General features: G+C 37.4%; 12 protein-coding genes and 1 pseudogene. 10 read left to right on the top strand and 3 right to left on the bottom strand.

Annotated elements, in window-relative coordinates; translation table 11 throughout:
* Positions 1-41: 41 nt before the first annotated feature.
* Positions 42-1,388 carry a sodium-dependent transporter gene (locus ACERII_RS25095; protein WP_373645722.1) on the bottom strand — a complete coding sequence of 449 codons (1,347 nt, stop codon included), beginning with the start codon at positions 1,386-1,388 and terminating at the stop codon, positions 42-44.
* A gap of 518 nt (positions 1,389-1,906) precedes the next feature.
* Here ACERII_RS25095 and ACERII_RS25090 point away from each other — a divergent pair.
* The 6 genes from ACERII_RS25090 to ACERII_RS25065 all read left to right on the top strand — a co-directional run bounded on the left by ACERII_RS25090 (position 1,907) and on the right by ACERII_RS25065 (position 14,357).
* Complete coding sequence (locus tag ACERII_RS25090; RefSeq protein ID WP_373645720.1) at positions 1,907-4,177, top strand: UvrD-helicase domain-containing protein; 2,271 nt, start codon at positions 1,907-1,909, stop codon at positions 4,175-4,177.
* A 257-nt stretch (positions 4,178-4,434) separates the two neighbouring features.
* Positions 4,435-5,358: an aldo/keto reductase gene (locus tag ACERII_RS25085; RefSeq protein WP_373645719.1), complete on the top strand. Its 924-nt coding sequence runs from the start codon at positions 4,435-4,437 to the stop codon at positions 5,356-5,358.
* A gap of 21 nt (positions 5,359-5,379) precedes the next feature.
* Positions 5,380-6,372 carry an L-glyceraldehyde 3-phosphate reductase gene (mgrA, locus tag ACERII_RS25080; protein WP_373645718.1) on the top strand — a complete coding sequence of 331 codons (993 nt, stop codon included), beginning with the start codon at positions 5,380-5,382 and terminating at the stop codon, positions 6,370-6,372.
* A 76-nt stretch (positions 6,373-6,448) separates the two neighbouring features.
* Positions 6,449-7,210: an SDR family NAD(P)-dependent oxidoreductase gene (locus ACERII_RS25075; RefSeq protein WP_373645717.1), complete on the top strand. Its 762-nt coding sequence runs from the start codon at positions 6,449-6,451 to the stop codon at positions 7,208-7,210.
* 66 nt (positions 7,211-7,276) lie between these two features.
* Complete coding sequence (locus tag ACERII_RS25070) at positions 7,277-8,425, top strand: glycerate kinase (protein ID WP_373645716.1); 1,149 nt, start codon at positions 7,277-7,279, stop codon at positions 8,423-8,425.
* 511 nt (positions 8,426-8,936) lie between these two features.
* Entirely contained in the window at positions 8,937-14,357 is a 5,421-nt protein-coding gene (locus tag ACERII_RS25065) for a bacterial Ig-like domain-containing protein (RefSeq protein ID WP_373645715.1), read from the top strand.
* Between the two features lie 43 nt (positions 14,358-14,400).
* On the opposite strand, the pseudogene ACERII_RS25060 reads toward ACERII_RS25065, so the two are convergent.
* Together ACERII_RS25060 and ACERII_RS25055 are read right to left on the bottom strand one after the other, a co-directional pair.
* A pseudogene (locus ACERII_RS25060) lies at positions 14,401-14,703 on the bottom strand (redoxin domain-containing protein); the annotation flags it as partial.
* An 18-nt stretch (positions 14,704-14,721) separates the two neighbouring features.
* Positions 14,722-14,916 carry a hypothetical protein gene (locus ACERII_RS25055; protein ID WP_373645714.1) on the bottom strand — a complete coding sequence of 65 codons (195 nt, stop codon included), beginning with the start codon at positions 14,914-14,916 and terminating at the stop codon, positions 14,722-14,724.
* Positions 14,917-15,396: 480 nt separating this feature from the next.
* On the opposite strand from ACERII_RS25055, the gene ACERII_RS25050 reads away from it, so the two are divergent.
* The 4 genes from ACERII_RS25050 (at position 15,397) to ACERII_RS25035 (ending at position 17,865) form a co-directional block, all read left to right on the top strand.
* Positions 15,397-15,948 carry a DUF6944 family repetitive protein gene (locus ACERII_RS25050; protein ID WP_373645713.1) on the top strand — a complete coding sequence of 184 codons (552 nt, stop codon included), beginning with the start codon at positions 15,397-15,399 and terminating at the stop codon, positions 15,946-15,948.
* A gap of 33 nt (positions 15,949-15,981) precedes the next feature.
* A complete protein-coding gene (locus ACERII_RS25045; protein WP_373645712.1) occupies positions 15,982-16,557 on the top strand; it encodes a DUF6944 family repetitive protein in 576 nt (191 codons plus the stop codon).
* 208 nt (positions 16,558-16,765) lie between these two features.
* Positions 16,766-17,170, top strand: coding sequence for a LysM peptidoglycan-binding domain-containing protein (locus ACERII_RS25040; RefSeq protein WP_373645710.1), 405 nt, complete (start codon positions 16,766-16,768; stop codon positions 17,168-17,170).
* Positions 17,171-17,253: 83 nt separating this feature from the next.
* Positions 17,254-17,865, top strand: coding sequence for a C40 family peptidase (locus ACERII_RS25035; RefSeq protein ID WP_373645709.1), 612 nt, complete (start codon positions 17,254-17,256; stop codon positions 17,863-17,865).
* Positions 17,866-18,033: the final 168 nt, after the last annotated feature.

Raw genomic sequence — 18,033 nt, 5'->3', positions numbered from 1 at the left:
GTCTTTAAAGACAATTGACACCTTTTCTTATGTGCTTTTTCTTATAATAATCCAGCTACAAACACAATAACAATTAGAACTGGAGCTACAAATTTTAAAACGAAAAGCCATAAGTTCCCAAGAGTAGTATCCCCGAAATCAGAATGCTCCAAAGCATCTGCTTTCTTCCACCCCCAACCAATAAAGAGGGCAATGATCATACCACCTAGTGGAAGGAAAATTTTTGAAGCAATGAAGTCCATACTATCAATAATATCAGGTTGACCGAAGAAAGAGATGTGCGACCACACTCCATTACCTAATGAAGCAGGAATTCCTAATAAGAAAATAATTCCCCCAATAATTATCGAAGCTTTCTTTCTAGACCAATCAAACTTACGAATAAAAAATGCAACTGCAACTTCTAATAATGATACAGCCGACGATAATGCTGCAGCAGATAATAAGAAGAAGAAAAGGATACCATACAATTGACCAAGAGCCATATCCCCAAAGATTTCAGGAAGAATGATGAACGCAAGACCCGCACCTTCATCCGGAGCAACCCCAAATGCGAATACAGCTGGGAATATCATTAAGCCAGCAATGATTGCAAAAATAGTATCTAACCCAGCAACACCTACTGCTGCACCAGGGAGTTTATGTTCTTTCTTCAGATAGCTTCCGTATGTGATTAATGCACCCATACCTAAACTTAGGGAGAAAAATGCTTGACCTAAAGCTGCTAAATATACTTCTGGATCTAGTAATTTGCTCCAATCAGGACTAAATAAGAATGCTACCCCTTCACTTGCCCCATCAAGAGATAAGCTGTAAACAGCTAGAATAATAACTAGAATAGCTAATAATGGCATTAAGATTTTGTTCGCTTTTTCGATCCCTTTTTTAACTCCTACAAATACAATACCAACTGTTAGGACCATAAATAAAAACTGCCAGAAAAGCGGTTGTGTTGAATTGGAGATAAATCCAACGAAGAATCCAGCATATCCATCCTCTGGTGGTGCACTTAAATTCCCTAATACATATTGTACAAAGTAATACACTGCCCAACCAGCAACAACTGCATAGAATGAAAGAATAATAAATGCTGATGCAACACCCATATATCCTGCAGCTACCCATGGTTTTCCTGGAGCAAGCTTTTCAAATGCACCAACAGCATCACTTTGTGCACGTCGGCCAATTGTAAATTCAGCCATTAGGATAGGGATACCAATAAGTAGTATACAAAGTATATATACTAATAAGAATGCAGCTCCTCCATTTTCCCCAGTTACATAAGAGAAACGCCAAATGTTACCTAACCCTACTGCTGAACCCATCGCCGCTAAAATAAAGCCTAAGCGTGAGCCCCATTGTTCTCGATTATTTCCTAAATCGTTCAAATGAATGCCTCCTTTAAAGCGTTAAAATTTTAAATGATTAAAATAATATAATAGATAATATATCATACTTTTTAGAATATTTATGTTTTTTATTAATATTTTTAGACGTTATTTTTGATAATTTCAAAAAATTGTCGAATTCCTTGATGTATATACCTATATTGTGAGATGTTAGTTACAAAAGTGAACCAATTCTATTAAGATATGCTATGTTAAAAATCAACATAAAGGTTTAACAAAGCGTTAAAGATAAATAGTTATACAGTATGGAGGGATTCACATGTTATCTCGTTTATTTGGATCCAAGTGCGCAATTTGCAAAGGGAAAGCCAAGAGACCAAGTAATTATTATGACGATAAGGGGAATACTGTAAAGGTATGTTTTAAGTGTGTCACCTATGCAGAAAGAAGAGCATTTCGAAAAAGATAGAAATAAAGGGTGTGTCACCAGGCTTTGACCTAGGAACACACCCTTTAGTATGATAAGGGAACGTAAGGATATAAGGGGTAGAGGATAAATGGAGGAAAACCAATTTTTTGATGCGCCAGCCGGCGTGGAAAAAGAAACGAAATTACTTGCGGAAATGATACATGATAATGTAAGTGATAGTTCCAGTATAGATGAAAATGAAACTATATTTTTTAAAGAAATAGAAAGAATAGGTATTACTCTAAATAAACCGCAAAAAAAAGCAGTATCACATTATCAAGGGCCAATATTAACCATTGCAGGTGCAGGGTCTGGAAAAACATCCGTTATTGTGTGTAGAACAGGTTATTTACTCTCTGTAAAAGGTGTCCAAGCTAGAAACCTTTTACTTGTGACATTCACAAAAAAAGCAGCAGAAGAAATGAAGCAGCGATTATCAGCTTTGCCTAGAATAACCCAACAGATAACTAATCAACTACAAGCTAGAACATTCCACTCCTTCTTTCTGTTCTTATTAAGACATCAAGGATACAACCAAGTAATATTAAATAATGAACGATATAAGCAAATAATCATAAAGTTAATTTTAAAAGAAATGAACCTGGGTGATACTTATCAGCCAGAAAACATATTAGCTCTTTATTCCAACTGTAAAATGAACATGTTCACGATAGAAGATATGCCAACAAAGTCACCTTCTGACAAAGATGTTAAGGGAGTATTTAGAAAGTATGAAGAGTGGAAAAAACAGCAATACCAATGGGATTATGATGATATTTTAGTGGAAGCCTATCATTTACTTCAATCGAATGAGAGTCTCTTAAAATCAATTCAAGATCGCTTTCAGTATGTCATGGTAGATGAGTTTCAAGATACGAATCTATTGCAATATGAGCTTATTAAAATGATTGTGAAAAAACATCATAATATCTTTGTGGTAGGTGATGATGACCAGACGATATATTCTTTTAATGGTGCGCGCAATGATATTATCTTAAATTTTGATAAGGAGTTTCCTAATACGAAGACAGTGACATTAGATATCAATTACCGATCAACGAATAGTATCGTAGGATTAGGTAATGAGCTAATAAAATATAACTCTCAAAGGAAAGAAAAGACACTTAAGGTTATAAAGGAAAGTAGGCTTTCTCCTCAATTTGGACAGCCTTTGTCAACGGATGACGAGGCGCAATGGGTAATCACCCAGATACAGAAGAAAGTATCAGATGGTACTCATGAATATCGAGATTTTGCGATTTTACATCGTACAGCTAGCAACAGTCGAGCGATTTTTGAACAGTTAACCTTAGACGATATCCCTTTTATTAGTTTTTCGGTAAGTGATCAATTATTTTATGATCAATGGATCGTTAAGCCTGTCGTAGACTATTTACGTTTGAGCATGGATCCAAGAAATATAGATTCCATTGAAAGTATCTTACCTTCTTTATATATTAATAAGGAGAAAGGAATAGAGTATATAAAAAGACGAGAGGCAGAGCAAAGAAAGAAGTATCCGTTAAGTCATCTCGCATCAATGCCTGGTATAAAGGAGTTCCAAGCTAAGAAAATGAAAGACCGAATAAAGTTCGTAAAAGATTTACAGGAACGTAAGCCGATCGATGCTATTCAAGAAATTCGCTCTTATTTCTACGACAATTTTATTGATGCAACGGCTCATGAAAACTCCCTGCATAAAGAAACAATGAGAGAGTCATTAGATGAGCTTGAAGCTTCCGCAAAGAGGTTTTCCTCAATACCAAATTTTCTTACATTTATTGAAGAGATGAAGATAAAGAATGAAGAAATGAAGAACAATAAAAATAAATCCGATATAAATGCTGTATCTTTGATGACGATCCATCGCTCCAAAGGCTTAGAATTCCCTACGGTTTTTATCATAGGAGCATCAGAAGGAATTCTCCCTCATATTTCCGCATTAGAGGCAGAAAAAATGGACGATGTTTTTACAACTGTAAAAAGCAGTAAAGAGAAAATAAAGTTAGCATTAGAGGAAGAGCGCAGATTAATGTATGTGGCTATAACAAGGGCAAAGGAGGAGCTATATGTTACTTCCCCTTCCTATTATCGAGGAAAGAAAGCTTCCGTTTCTCGTTTTCTACTCGAGGCTTACAAAGTGGAGAATAAGGAAGGCGGTAAGAAAAGCTCAGATAGTGGGAGAACTTACCAAGTGAAGTCAAAGCAAAAGGAAACAGTGCTAGCATGGTTATGTAAAAATAAAGATTGTAACGCGTGGCAACGAGTTTTAACCTATGAAGATACAATATTGGATACGAAACCATGCCCTCTTTGTGGATCCTCTATGGAAAAAGGGCCGAAAGTGATAGCTATATAAAAGGTTCAAAGTATCCATCAAAGAAGGGAGATGCTGCTGGTGATGGTATTGTATCAGATAGAGATAGGGTGGGGCAGATTATTATACGTTATCTGGAACTTCTATGGAAACCTTAGTGTAACCTGTTATGAAGGGAAATCTTCCATTGTGAATACTTGTCATGTCAAATAAGAAAACGTATACTTCGTGGTGAGACGAATCTTTATTAACTGTAATAGAAGCGTATATATTTAGCACTTACTAAAGGAGATGAGAAGATGAAGTATCGAAAGCTAGGAAAATCAGGATTAGATGTATCGGTTGTAGGAGTAGGAACATGGCAGTTTGGCGGCGAATGGGGAATGGATTTTTCACAAAAAGAAGTAGATGCTATCCTCACAAAAGCAAAGGAAGTAGGGATTAACCTTATAGATACTGCAGAATGTTATGGTGACCACCTTTCAGAAAAATTTATTGGTAACTATTTAAGCAACGACAAGCGTGAGGACTGGATTGTAGCAACGAAATTTGGTCATCATTTTCATAACAATTTTGATCGAACAAATCATTGGGCGGCAGAAGAAGTGCTATCACAGTTGGATGCTTCATTAACGTCATTGAAAACAGATTATATTGATTTATATCAATTTCATTCTGGGAGTGATGACTACTTCAATAATGATGATTTATGGACGATGCTTGATAAGCAAGTTGCAGCAGGGAAAATTCGTCATTTAGGTATTTCAATAGGAAGTAATGAAAACGTATACCAAACAGACAAAGCGACAGAGGTAGGGGCTTCTGCCATTCAAGTTGTCTACAATCGTCTTGATAAAAAGCCAGAGAAAAAAGTATTTCCATCATGTGAAAAACAGGACTTAGGAGTGTTAGCGCGGGTTCCATTGGCAAGTGGATATTTGAGTGGTAAGTATAAACCAGGTGCGGTGTTTGTGGAAAATGATGTTCGAAACCGACATGAAAAAGCAGAGGTTGATGAGAAACTGAAGCTTGTGGAAGAAATCCGTTCAAACGAAGTTCCAGAAGGGGTCAACATGGCACAGTGGGCTTTAGCATGGTGTCTTCAACATCCTGCGGTTACATCAGTTATTCCAGGTTGTAAAAATGAAGAACAAGTAGTCTTAAATGCAAGTGCAGCACAATTAGATTTGGTAAAGGAAGATCATCCTCAAGCAGTGAAATAAATGATAAGAGGGAGTTTTAATATGACATACATAGCAAATGAAACTAGATATGAAACAATGAAATACAACCGATGTGGAAATTCAGGTTTGTTACTGCCAGCTATTTCTTTAGGGTTATGGCATAACTTTGGGGGCGTAGATACGTTTGAGAATGGTCGTGCTATGCTTAGAAGAGCGTTTGATCTAGGAATTACTCACTTTGATTTAGCAAACAATTATGGACCACCACCAGGGTCCGCGGAAGAAATGTTTGGTAAAATGCTGAAAGAAGATTTTAAACCTTATCGAGATGAAATGATAATATCTTCGAAAGCTGGCTATTATATGTGGCCAGGTCCATATGGAGAGTGGGGATCGAAGAAGAATTTGATTGCAAGTCTTGATCAAAGCTTAAAACGTATGGGATTAGAGTATGTAGATATTTTCTACTCTCATCGTCCTGATCCTAATACTCCTATAGAAGAAACAATGCGTACGTTAGATCAAGTTGTGAAACAGGGAAAAGCTCTCTATGTAGGAATTTCTAATTATTCTTCAGAGCAGACAGAAGAAGCAATCAGCATATTGAAAGACTTGGGAACACCATTACTAATTCACCAACCAAGTTACTCTATGTTTAATCGTTGGGTAGAAGATGGACTTCAAAATGTATTGCAAAAACATGGAGTAGGTTCTATTGCCTTTTCTCCATTAGCTCAAGGGCTGTTAACTAATAAATATCTAAATGGAATTCCAAACGATTCTCGTGCAGCAGGTGGTTCTGTCTTCTTAAATAAGGAGCAAATTACGGAAGAAGTAATTGTGAAGGTACAGAAATTAAATGAAATTGCTGAAGCGCGTGGCCAAAATCTCGCTCAAATGGCATTGGCATGGGTACTAAGAGAAGGTCGCACAACATCCGTCATTATCGGTGCTAGTAAAGTAAGCCAAATTGAGGATAACGTTGCTGCGGTAGCGAATCTAGAATTCTCCAAAGAAGAGCTAGATAATATCGAGGGGATACTAGGGGAGTGAAGCTAAATTCTGGTTCTGATGATACTCATATTTTCATGATAGACAATAAAAACTACATAGAGGAGAAGTGGACTACTTGATAAATTTAAAAGGAAAAAAAGCACTAGTAACAGGTGCTGGAACTGGAATAGGCAGGGAAATTGCCTTGATGTTAGGGGAAGCAGGTGCAAACGTAGCAGTTCATTATGGTAGCAATCGTTCAGGAGCAGAGGAAGTAGTAGAGAAAATCAAATCATTTGGGCAAAAAGCTATAGCAGTTAAGGGAGACGTTCTCGTAAAGGATGAAATTGTTTCCTTTGTAAAAGAAGCTGCTGATTTTTTCGGAAATCAAATAGATATTCTAGTAAACAATGCTGGTCACATGGTACAGAGAACTCCTATTGAGGAAATGTCTGAAGAGCTATGGCATAAGGTAATGGACGTGAATGTTACAAGTGCATTCTTAGTTTCACAGCAAACAATTCCTTATATGAAAGAAAACGGAGGGAAAATTGTTAATATGTCCTCTCTTGCTGGGCATAATGGCGGTGGACCCGGAGCAGTAGCATATGCTGCTTCAAAAGGCGCAGTATCTACGTTTTCAAAAGGTTTAGCAAAAGAATTAGCTCCATATAAAATTAATGTAAATGTTGTGGCACCTGGTTTGATTGGAGAAACTCCTTTCCACGACACTTTTAATACTAAAGAAAATAGAGCAAACACAGTGAAGGGTATTCCACTTCAACGGGAAGGTGTTCCTTATGATGTTGCAGGAGCAGTGTTATATTTAGCATCAGACTTGTCTGACTTCTTAACTGGGGAAACAATCGACATTAATGGCGGAGTAAATATGCGTTAATATTCTTTATAAAAACTACTTGTAGAGAAAATTTACGAGTAGTTTTTTTCAAAGGGAGAGAGTAATTTGAAGAGAAAAATAATAATTGCTCCAGATTCATTTAAAGAATGTATGACAGCCCAAGAAGCAGCGAAAGCAATAGAACGAGGCTTTCGCTCGGTTTTTCAAAATGAGATTGATATTGAATTAATTCCGATGGCTGATGGAGGGGAGGGAACAACACAGTCATTAGGGGATGCGTTGAGTGGAAGATTTCATAAACAAGTTGTTACAGGACCTTTAGGAGAGCCGGTGGAAGCAACATTTGCTTTGTCTGATGATAAAACAACAGCCATAATTGAAATGGCAGAAGCATCTGGGTTGGCACTTGTTCCTAGGGAGAAAAGAAATCCTTTGATTGCAACGACTTACGGAACCGGGGAATTAATCCGTGCTACTTTAGATCACGGCGTTCGCAAAATAATTATAGGTATTGGCGGAAGTGCTACGAACGATGGTGGTGCAGGTATGATGGAAGCACTAGGAGGCGTATTCTCTGATTCGAACGGTTCTTGGTTACCACGCGGTGGTGGTGCCTTAAAGAATTTAGCTCAATTAGATTTATCTAACTTAGATCCACGTTTAAAAGAGGTAGAAATTCTTGTTGCTTGCGATGTAGATAATCCATTGTTAGGTAAAAATGGTGCAAGTACTATCTACGGTCCACAAAAGGGAGCTACTGAGTCGATGATTGAAGAACTAGACGAAGCACTTTCCCAATATAATGATGTATTAGTAAAGGTAACGGGGAAAAACGTAAAAGATGTTCCAGGAGCAGGCGCAGCAGGTGGATTAGGTACAGGGCTGATGGCGTGCTTAAATGCAACTCTTGAACCAGGAGTGGATATTGTTTTAAAGGAAACAAATTTTAGGGAAAGAGCAAAGGATGCTGATTTGGTTATCACTGGAGAAGGTCGGATCGATAACCAAACAATTCATGGAAAAACTCCCATTGGTGTTGCGAGAGCTGCAAAAGAAATGGGAGTGAAGGTAATAGCGTTATGTGGAACACTAGGAAAAGGGTATGAAGTTGTTCATGAACATGGAATTGATGCCGCATTTTCAATTGTTCAGGGGCCTTGTGAGCTTCAAGAAGCGATAAGAAATGGTTCAACCTATTTAGAATTGCTGGCGAGGAATGTGGCGATGGTTTGGAAACTAGGGGAATGTAATTGATAAATGACGAAAGAGCTCATTGGACAGAGCTCTTTTTATTATCTTTATATAGTGAAAATCGATTATGGACTCAAAATCACATAGGATTTGAGAAACAAACATTTATTAATATTTATTTTGAAATCATTTTATAACCATTTCGTTACTTTGTCACAAATAAAAGCGAGAAAAATGTTGACACACACATTTGTAAACGATTACAATTATCTTGTATTACAACGTTGTTATTTTTGTTTGTAATCCCAAATATGTTCAACCCCACTTTGTACAACCTATATCTTTAGTCCTAGTAGTTTACTCCTACATATTTCATCTTTACGTAAGAATATTATAGTTAAATAGTGTTTAAAGCCGTTAGGGATTCACTGTTTACATACAGCTCGTTTAAAAGTCTAGTTATTCTATGTACTTACTTAGTTTATTGTTGTTTGCTCTCGGTGTATACCGATTAGCTATAAAAATGAAAGGAGATTATTTTAAAAAATAACAAAAATGTTGAGGGGGTTTTTTTGTGCGGAAACATAAACGAGGTTTAGCAATGTTCATGATTTTTTTATTGTTATTTCCAAGCTTTCAGCTGCCGGTATTTGCTGAAGAAGAGGTAGATCCATTTGAAGGAATGATAAACATCTCTAGTGATTGGCAGGGAAGTGTGTTTGGTGATAATGGTGGCCAAAGTAATATATCCAGTGAAAACTTCGAAATCACAGAAAATGAGAATAATACTGTTACGGTTCGATCAAGCAATAACAGAGGGAAGATAGCAGGAAGTACGGAAGGTATCGCCTATTATTTTAAAGATGTGCCAACCGATGGGAACTATAAGATCTCTGCTACAGCGCATGTAAATGCTTGGACAGCGAATAATCAAGTTTCCTTTGGTATTATGCTAAGAGGCAATGTACTAGAAAATGAAAATCAAGGAACTTTTACAGGAGATTATGTTGCAGTTGGTGCACTTGATCAAGTGATGAAGGGCTTCTATAAATATAGTGACTCTGGTTTGCAAAAGAACAATCATACGTTTCCTAACACGTCAGTACCTGCGGCTGAAGAAACGTATGAGCTAAGTATTCAAAAATCAGGAAACCTATATATCCTTGAAGTGGATGGGGAAGTCCAGACAATAGAGGAGTACAATGGTGAAATTAATTACGCAGGATTGTTCACATCAAGAAATACAACTGTTACTTTCAGTGATGTGAAACTAGCAATAGATGGACAAATTGAATTAGGAGATTGGGAGTTTTCGGCATTTGGTGATAATACAAATATTACGAACAACCCACCTAGAAATCCTGATCCTACTTTTCATGAGGATGGCTCTGTTCAGATAGTAGCTACTGGTGGGAAAATATCTAGTTCTGTTGATGGTATTTCTTTTTACCATAAAGAAGTACCAGCAAGTGCGAACTTTGAAATCACGTCTAAAGCCTATATAAATAGTATTAACGCAGGAGATAATCAAGTTTCCTTTGGATTAATGCTTAGGGATGAAATTGGGGAACATGGTACTACTAGTGGACACACAGCAAATTATGTTGCTGTTGGGGCACTTGATTTGAATAACGCTTCCACAGGTGGAATGAAGGGATTTTATAAAGAAGGATCCCAACAATCAAAATTATCACCATTTAGTGACTTAAGCATTCCAACTGCAGGAGAAGAGTACGAGTTATCAATCAAAAAAGCTGGAAATACGTATGTAGTGAACGTAAGCGGAAATGAAGAAGTTATTACAGTAGATGACTTATTTTCCGAAAACGTATTTGCTGGTCTCTATGTAGCTAGAGGTGCTGACATTACGTTTAGTAATTTTGATATTGTCGTAGATAATAGAGTTGTAAATGAACTAATCGTGGATTCTAGCGAAATGACAACAGAGATATTAATGGGCCAAGAGCTAGATTTAACAGGATTAAGAGTAACGGCGAGGTTTTCCGATGGAAGTGAAGAAGAACTTACTCCATCCGATTATATTGTTACCGGCTTTGATAGTAGTAAAGTAGGAACAAATAAAATAACGATCAATTATAATGGGAAAACTGCAACAGTAGATTTAGAGATTCTAGCACTGACGGTAACAGACTTAGAAATTAGATATTATCCTGCGAAAACAGATTACTATAAAGGTGATTTATTTGATCCACAAGGGTTTTCTGTAATTGCTTATTACAATAATGGAACTTCTTCACAGCTTTCCAAAGATCTCTATTCTTTTGCGATAGGTGGTCAGGAAATTGGGGAAGAGGGATATACATTTACAGAAGCAGGAACAAAAGTGGTTACAGTTATTTCTACAGAAACACCAGAAGTGACTACATCTTTTGAAGTTGTTGTAAAAGATGCTGACCTTATAGGTTTAGAGATAAGACAACAACCAGTGAAGTCGCTGTATTATCTAGGCGATGAGTTAGATCTATCAGGCCTTAGCTTGTATGCAAACTATGATGACGGAAAATCAGTAAGACTTATGGCAGACGAATATACTGTCTCAGCACTGGATACAACGACTCCTGGAGAAAGAGAGATCATTTTATCTCATAAAGGACAAACTGCTACATTAACATTTGAAGTGAAAGAAAAAGAGTTAGTAGCTATTGAAGTGACGAATTATCCGAAAACAACGTATGTTGTTGGGGAAGGATTAGACCTTGATGGACTGGAGATTTCTAACGTTTTTGATAATGGAGATAGAGAGCTGTTAATAGAATCTGCTTATTCAATAGATAGTTCAGCTTTCAATAGCTCTACTGCTGGAAAATATGATGTTGTGATAGTTCCAGTTGATGATTCTATTGAATCTATTAATCTAGCGGTTACTGTAAGAGCGGAAACTGAAGTAGAATGGAAGACGATGCGTTTTGGTCAATCTACTTCCGATGCAAGAAACTACATTAATGTGAAAGATAATGGTGTAATTGAGATCGTAGCCTTAGAAGGTGGAGGAAAAATAACGGGAGATCATGATGGAATCTCTTTCTATTACACAGAAATTGACGCTACAGAAGATAACTTTGTTTTATCTGCGGACATTAAGGTAATTGAATATGCAAAGACCCCACATGATGGACAAGAGTCTTTTGGTATTATGGCTCGTGATGCCGTGAATCCTGTACAAGATGCAAGTGTATTTGCTTCGAATATTGCTGCAGTAGGTGGATTTAGTGGTGGTACTCGAGATGCAAATGGAACGCAAGCGTTTATTAGAACAGGTGTTGTTGCTGCAGATGGTGAAGGAAGCGAAGGCATTCAAAAGAAAATGATAAAAAATGAAAGGCCAAATGCTTCTAACACAGCTGAAAATTATCGATTAACACTAACGAAAACAAACAGTGGATACAGTGGTCAATTAAATAATGGTGAAGAAGCGATGTTCTTTGAACCTGATATTTTAGATGTTCAAGATGGAAAAATATATGTAGGTTTCTACACAGCACGTCTAGCGACCATTGAAGTAAGTAATATTGACTTTACTGTCACAGCTGCAGCAACGGATACACCAAGAGTGGAACCGCCTGCTGAACCAATATCGCCAAACTTTGAGTATTTGTCTTTAGCAAGAACACCTCTAACTGACTACACGCTTTTACTTAGAGCAAATGTAGATGGGGTTATTACTGTAAAACAAGGTCATGAGGTAATTGCACAAGATAGAGAAGTAAGAGCAGGAGAGATTGTTGAAATTCCAGCAACTATAGCTGCGAATAGCAACACAAATTTCAGTACAACATTCTTACCAGATGACACACAATTCTTAACTTCCTATAATAAAATCGTTCATAATGTAACGGTCACTAACAAAACATTTGTTGAAGACGGGAATATTTATGTGTCTCCAACAGGTGCAAGTGCAGGTAACGGAACAAAGGAAAACCCGTTAGATATTGATACTGCCATTGATTATGTACGTCCAGGTCAATACATTTATGTGATGGAAGGACACTATGTACGTAATTCGAATATTGAAATTAAGAAGTTTAATGATGGAACTGAGGGTGCAATGAAATATCTTGTTGCTGATCCAGAAGCTACAGAGCGACCACTTATTGATTTTGACAGAAGATCAGAAGGTGTTGTTCATAGTGGGAACTACTGGTATGTACAAGGTTTAGACTTTGCTCGTTCTGCTGGAAATACAAAAGGTTATACAATCGGTGGTAGTTACAACATTATCGATAACCTAAGATTGTTTGAACATGGAGACACTGGTTTACAAATCAGTCGAACAGATACGACGGAAAATGATCGTGAGAAGTGGCCGTCTTATAACCAAATCTTAAACAGTATTTCGTTTGATAACCGCGATCCTTCTGAAAACAATGCTGATGGTTTTGCAGCGAAGTTAACTGTTGGAGAAGGAAATGTGTTTGACGGAAACGTATCTCATAACAATATTGATGATGGATGGGATTTATATACGAAGGTAGGTACTGGTGCAATCGGTGCGGTTACGATTCGCAATAGTATCGCATTTAATAATGGTAGATTAACTAGCGGTTATGAAGGAAACGCTGGGAAAAATGGATTTAAGCTTGGTGGAGAAGGAGTTCATGTTCCACATGTGATTGAGAACAGTATTGCATTTGGAAACGGCTACTTCGGTTTTACAAGTAACAGTAATCCGGGATTAATTGCAAGAAACAATATCGGTTTTAATAATGTTGGTGCAAACTTAAGCTTTACAACGTATGCGCATATTCCAACTGATTTTACGATTGATGGATTTGTTTCTTATAGAACAAATGATGTACCAAATGCGAACGATAATTACCCATCTCATTTGAACTCTGATGTTAATTATATGTTTAGATCTGGTCAATCTGCAAATGCTTCAGGAGAAGTGTTGACAGATGAGATACTTGTGAGTATGGAGCAAATCTTCAATTATGATGACCAAGGTAAAATTGTTTCAATCAAGCGTAATGAGAATGGTGAAATTCTATGGGGAGACCTATGGGAAGTTTATAATGAATTTATGGGAATTGAGGATGAAACAACACCTCCAGGAGATGATCAGCAAACTCATTATGTTTCAGAAGACGATATTAACGAAATAGCACCAGGTGAAAATTTTGAAATTAATGATGTGAATAACGAATATATAAAGTTTGTATTTACTGCAGAACAAGTTGATAATTTACTATCAAAAGAAGGTACTAAAGTAACTATAAAAAAGGCAGATGTAAGTGTAACAATACCTACAGTTTACTTTAGTGCAGGTAAAGGGTTAACAATTGAAGTGGAAGAACAGTTGGAAAATACTGATGATCTATTTGTGTCAATTAATGGGAAAGAAATTAGATCTAAGATTTATAAATTTACGATTTTCGATGGTGAAAACTATATAACTGAGTTTTCAACTGAACCAGTTTTACTAGAGTTTACTTTGGATTCAGAGAACGTTGAAAATGCAACTAATCTTAAGGTTTTTAGATTTAATGGAGCTACAAGCGAGTGGGAGTCTAGAGCTGGTGGATACTATGAAGATGGTATATTTTACTATGAAACAAACAGTTTTAGTATCTACGCTGTAATGGAAGTTGAGCAGGAGGACACAACACCACCAGGAAGTGGAGAAGAGGAAGAAACTCCAACACCACCAGGAAGTGGAGAAGAGGAAGAAACTCCAACACCACCAGGAAGTGGAGAAGAGGGAGAAACTCCAACACCACCAGGAAGTGGGGAAGAGGAAGAAACTCCAACACCACCTGGAAGTGGGGAAGAGGAAGAAACTCCAACACCACCTGGAGATGGAACTGGTGATGGTAATAAAGAGTCTAATGATGATACTAAGAAAGAGAGTAGCAAAGAAAAATTACCTGATACAAACAGTGGTCTGTATAACTGGCTCATTGTAGGAATGCTATTAGTTGTAGCAGGTGTGACGGTGTTAATTACAAGAAGACGTAAAGAAGATCAAACTGCTTAATAACAAAAAGAGGCGAGCTCTATAGCGCGCCTCTTTTACCTGACTAAAGCTCTTCCATTACCTCAAATACTTGCTCGATCCCTTGTCCAACTAAGTAATCTACTTCTACAACCAATTGTTCTGATGTAGGGTTAGCCCCAACGTAGCCGCGGAAGATAGAATTGTTTTCTAGGTCGAGAAACCCAAAATTTTCCCCAAATTCATAATTAAGATCTGTAAATATTTCGAAATGGATATCGTTTTGCATTAGGAACATTTCATGCTCCTGAGGTGAGGAAGGACTGATAGCGTAAACTGTAACACCCATTTCGCGAAACCTATCAAGTTGGTTATTCAGCTCAACTAGCTGAGAAAGGCAGAGTTGTCAGCCAACTCCGGTAAAATAAGCGTACAATGTTTTACCAGCTGGAGAAATATTAATTGTTTCTCCTGCTGTGTTCAATAGAGAAATATTAAAATCCTCTTGTTGGTAGCTTGTACTTTCACCGGAATCGGAACTACAGCCTATGATTACGCTAAATAGGATAATGAATAGAACGAAAGATAAAATACGTTTCATAACTACCTCCTAAAAACTATCTATTTTCTTATGGTACTATAATCGCCCTCTATTGATAAATAATAAGCATGATAGTAACAAAAAGATTTTCCCTATCAGAGAAATATGGATGGATTGGCACATGTGATGAAGTGAATGGATGAATAGGATATGGAAGGTAACGGATTTTGGTATTAGAACCAACATTAATTAACTTTCATATAATAAAAGTGAGGACATAAAATAAAGTGGACAAGGGAATGTACTAACTTTTGGATGAATATTTCATCATGAGAATGATTAAAACATATAGAAAAATGACTCCACAGAGTTTAGGCATGGTTATCCTCGATTTCTTTGATAATGAAAAGTTACTGAAGAAACGGAAAGAGTATTAGTTGTGTAAGCAGTTAATTTGTTAAACACGGATAGGCAAACAATTGAATATCATATTGTTAAATTGTATTTTTCACGGCAAATGACAGTAGGTGGCTGGTACGTATGTCAGATGAATTATTAGATATTATAGGAAACTGGGTTGAGTTTCTCGGTGCCACAATTGCAGCAATAGGTGAATCAGTTCAATTAAAAGGAGACGATGAACGTGGTCTTGAGATAGGTACAGTTGGCAATGCTGTGCAAGGTTTAGGGAATGCAATACAAGCAATTGCGAACGAGGATGATGGAGGTGTCCAGCTCGGGAACTGGATTCAAGCAGCTGGTACATCTGCAAATTCGTTTGCTGAATATAAGATGCTAAGAGGACTAACTGACGAAGAGGATGCTGGAAAATTAGAAATCATTGGTGATTCTTTACAATCTATAGGGTCTTTTTATGCATCGTTAGGTAGGTTAGCAGAGGACCCAAAACTAGTCTATGGTAATATTCTTCAATCAATCGGTGCCGCCTTGGAAGCAATCGGTGTGTATACAGCCTTGGAGTCCAATGAACATAGGGGTCAACAGTTGGAGACATTAGGAGGTTGGTTGCAATCAATTGGTACTGCTTATCAATCCATTGGTGCAACGAGAGAGTATTTGTCTAATAGATAAAGAAACGAGAGGTTTGTAGGTGGAGTGTTGCCAATGGCAAGTCCAATAATGTATATCATAGGAAACTGGATTGAGGCAATTGGAGCCACAATCGCGGCTATGGGCGTGAGTATTGAAATCCAAGATAGCACAGATGGAAAAAAGACGCGTATTGTAGGGGATGCAGTTCAGGGGATCGGTAACTTTATGATCGCGGAAGCCGAAGTGGAAGATCGTCTTGCTGAGGTAGGGAATATTATTCAAGGTATTGCCTCTAGTGGAAATGCCGCAATTGCGTATCGAGAACTAAAGATGGATGATGATTTAAATCATCAGCTAGAGGTTATAAGCGATGCAGTTCAAGCGTTCGGTTCCTATATTACAGCAATTGCACGAAGTGATGACAACCCCCCTAAGGCATTTGGTAATGGCATTCAATCCTTCGGGGCAATTATTGAGGCGTCTGGTGTTCTAAATAAATTATATTCTAACGAAGAAAAAGGCGACCATCTACGAAGTGTTGGTAAATGGATCCAAGCAATAGGTACAATTATCCAAGCTTTAGCAGTTACCCCAGGATTGGAACACCTTGTTGATATTTTCAGAACTCAAGAGAATACAGATGATTAAAGTGATGCGCTTGTTATTACAGGCGCGTTTTATTTTTGCAAAAACTAAGAAGTGATTATTCTTCATGTTGTTTCTTTACCCATAACCTACCATGATGACCAATATTTAAGCATATCGACCCTAGTAAGTTACGTTTACAATTAAATGTATTACTAGATTTCATCCACAAAGGCTTGGTAAGTGGAAAAAAACAACGAGGAGTTACATCATGAAAAAATACTTATTATCGACTGCAACAACAGCTGCAATAGCACTTTTCTTGTTTGCAGGACAAGCGGATGCAAGTGGATATAATGTTCAATCTGGAGACTCTTTATGGAAGATTGCCAATGAAAACAATGTATCAGTGCAAAATCTAATGAACTGGAACAGTTTAACATCATCTACTATTTTTGTAGGCCAAAACTTAACTATTCAAGCACCTCAAAGCACTCAAACTACCTCACAGTCTTATACAGTAAAATCAGGTGATAGTTTATCCGTTATTGCTAGAAACTATAATACTACTGTTTCTGCGATTCAATCTCTAAACAACTTGTCATCTGACTTGATTCGTGTTGGGCAAGTATTACGAATCCCGGGTACATCAACAGTGGGAACAGGGTCCGTGTAGCAAGTGAGTAATAAGACAACTCACGTAACGACTAACTATACAGTTAGATCAGGTGATAGTTTATCTGTCATTGCGAGAAATCATTGATTCGTGTTGGGCAAGTGTTGAGAATTACGAGTTCAAGTGGAGCGATCCAACAAACTAGCAATACAGTTCAATCAACAGCGACAACATACACGGTTCGTTCAGGAGATACTCTTTCGAGAATTGCCTTGAATCATAATCTTTCAGTGACTCAGTTAAGACAATTTAACAATCTTACAAGCGATTTAATTCGTGTAGGACAAGTATTGCGATTAACTCCAACTACAGGAAGTTCTGTTGAACAATCTGGTTTTAATGTTGATGCATTATTAGCAGAAGCAAGAAGACACTTAGGAGTTCCATACGTATGGGGTGGATCAACTACAAGTGGCTTTGATTGCAGTGGTTATCTTCAATATGTATACCGTACACAAGGGGTTGATATTCCCCGCACTGTAGCAACGATTTGGAACGCAACAACGCATGTTTCGAGTCCGAGAGTAGGAGATATCGTATTCTTTGAAACTTATACTGCTGGTCCATCACATGCCGGTATATATATGGGGAATAATCAATTCATTCATGCAGGTTCCTCAACAGGAGTAACGATCACTAGCATGAGTAATTCCTACTGGTCACAGCGCTACTTAGGGGCAAGATCAGTACGATAACTCTTTTTTTGAAAAATATAGTTTGATTTTAAGAGGATGCTCCGAGGAGTGTTCTCTTTTTTATGCTTTGGAAGGGTAGTAATCTAGGGGTGGAAGGTGTCGAATTTTGTCATATGCAATATATTGTTCGAAGCCGCACATATAATCGTGAATTTCGCACATATAATT

Origin of the sequence: Evansella sp. AB-rgal1 (assembly GCF_041820985.1) — a bacterium.
Classification (GTDB): domain Bacteria; phylum Bacillota; class Bacilli; order Bacillales; family Salisediminibacteriaceae; genus Evansella.
The sequence above is the reverse complement of the archived record's forward strand: the minus strand, read 5'-3'. Positions and strand labels throughout refer to the sequence as shown.

Bases quoted from the DNA above. Each gene is read 5' to 3' on its own strand.
- ACERII_RS25085 (WP_373645719.1), top strand. From the start codon at position 4,435: ATGAAGTATCGAAAGCTAGGAAAATCAGGATTAGATGTATCGGTTGTA.
- ACERII_RS25050 (WP_373645713.1), top strand. From the start codon at position 15,397: ATGTCAGATGAATTATTAGATATTATAGGAAACTGGGTTGAGTTTCTC.
- ACERII_RS25090 (WP_373645720.1), top strand. From the start codon at position 1,907: ATGGAGGAAAACCAATTTTTTGATGCGCCAGCCGGCGTGGAAAAAGAA.
- mgrA (WP_373645718.1), top strand. From the start codon at position 5,380: ATGACATACATAGCAAATGAAACTAGATATGAAACAATGAAATACAAC.
- ACERII_RS25045 (WP_373645712.1), top strand. From the start codon at position 15,982: ATGGCAAGTCCAATAATGTATATCATAGGAAACTGGATTGAGGCAATT.
- ACERII_RS25040 (WP_373645710.1), top strand. From the start codon at position 16,766: ATGAAAAAATACTTATTATCGACTGCAACAACAGCTGCAATAGCACTT.
- ACERII_RS25055 (WP_373645714.1), bottom strand. From the start codon at position 14,916: ATGAAACGTATTTTATCTTTCGTTCTATTCATTATCCTATTTAGCGTA.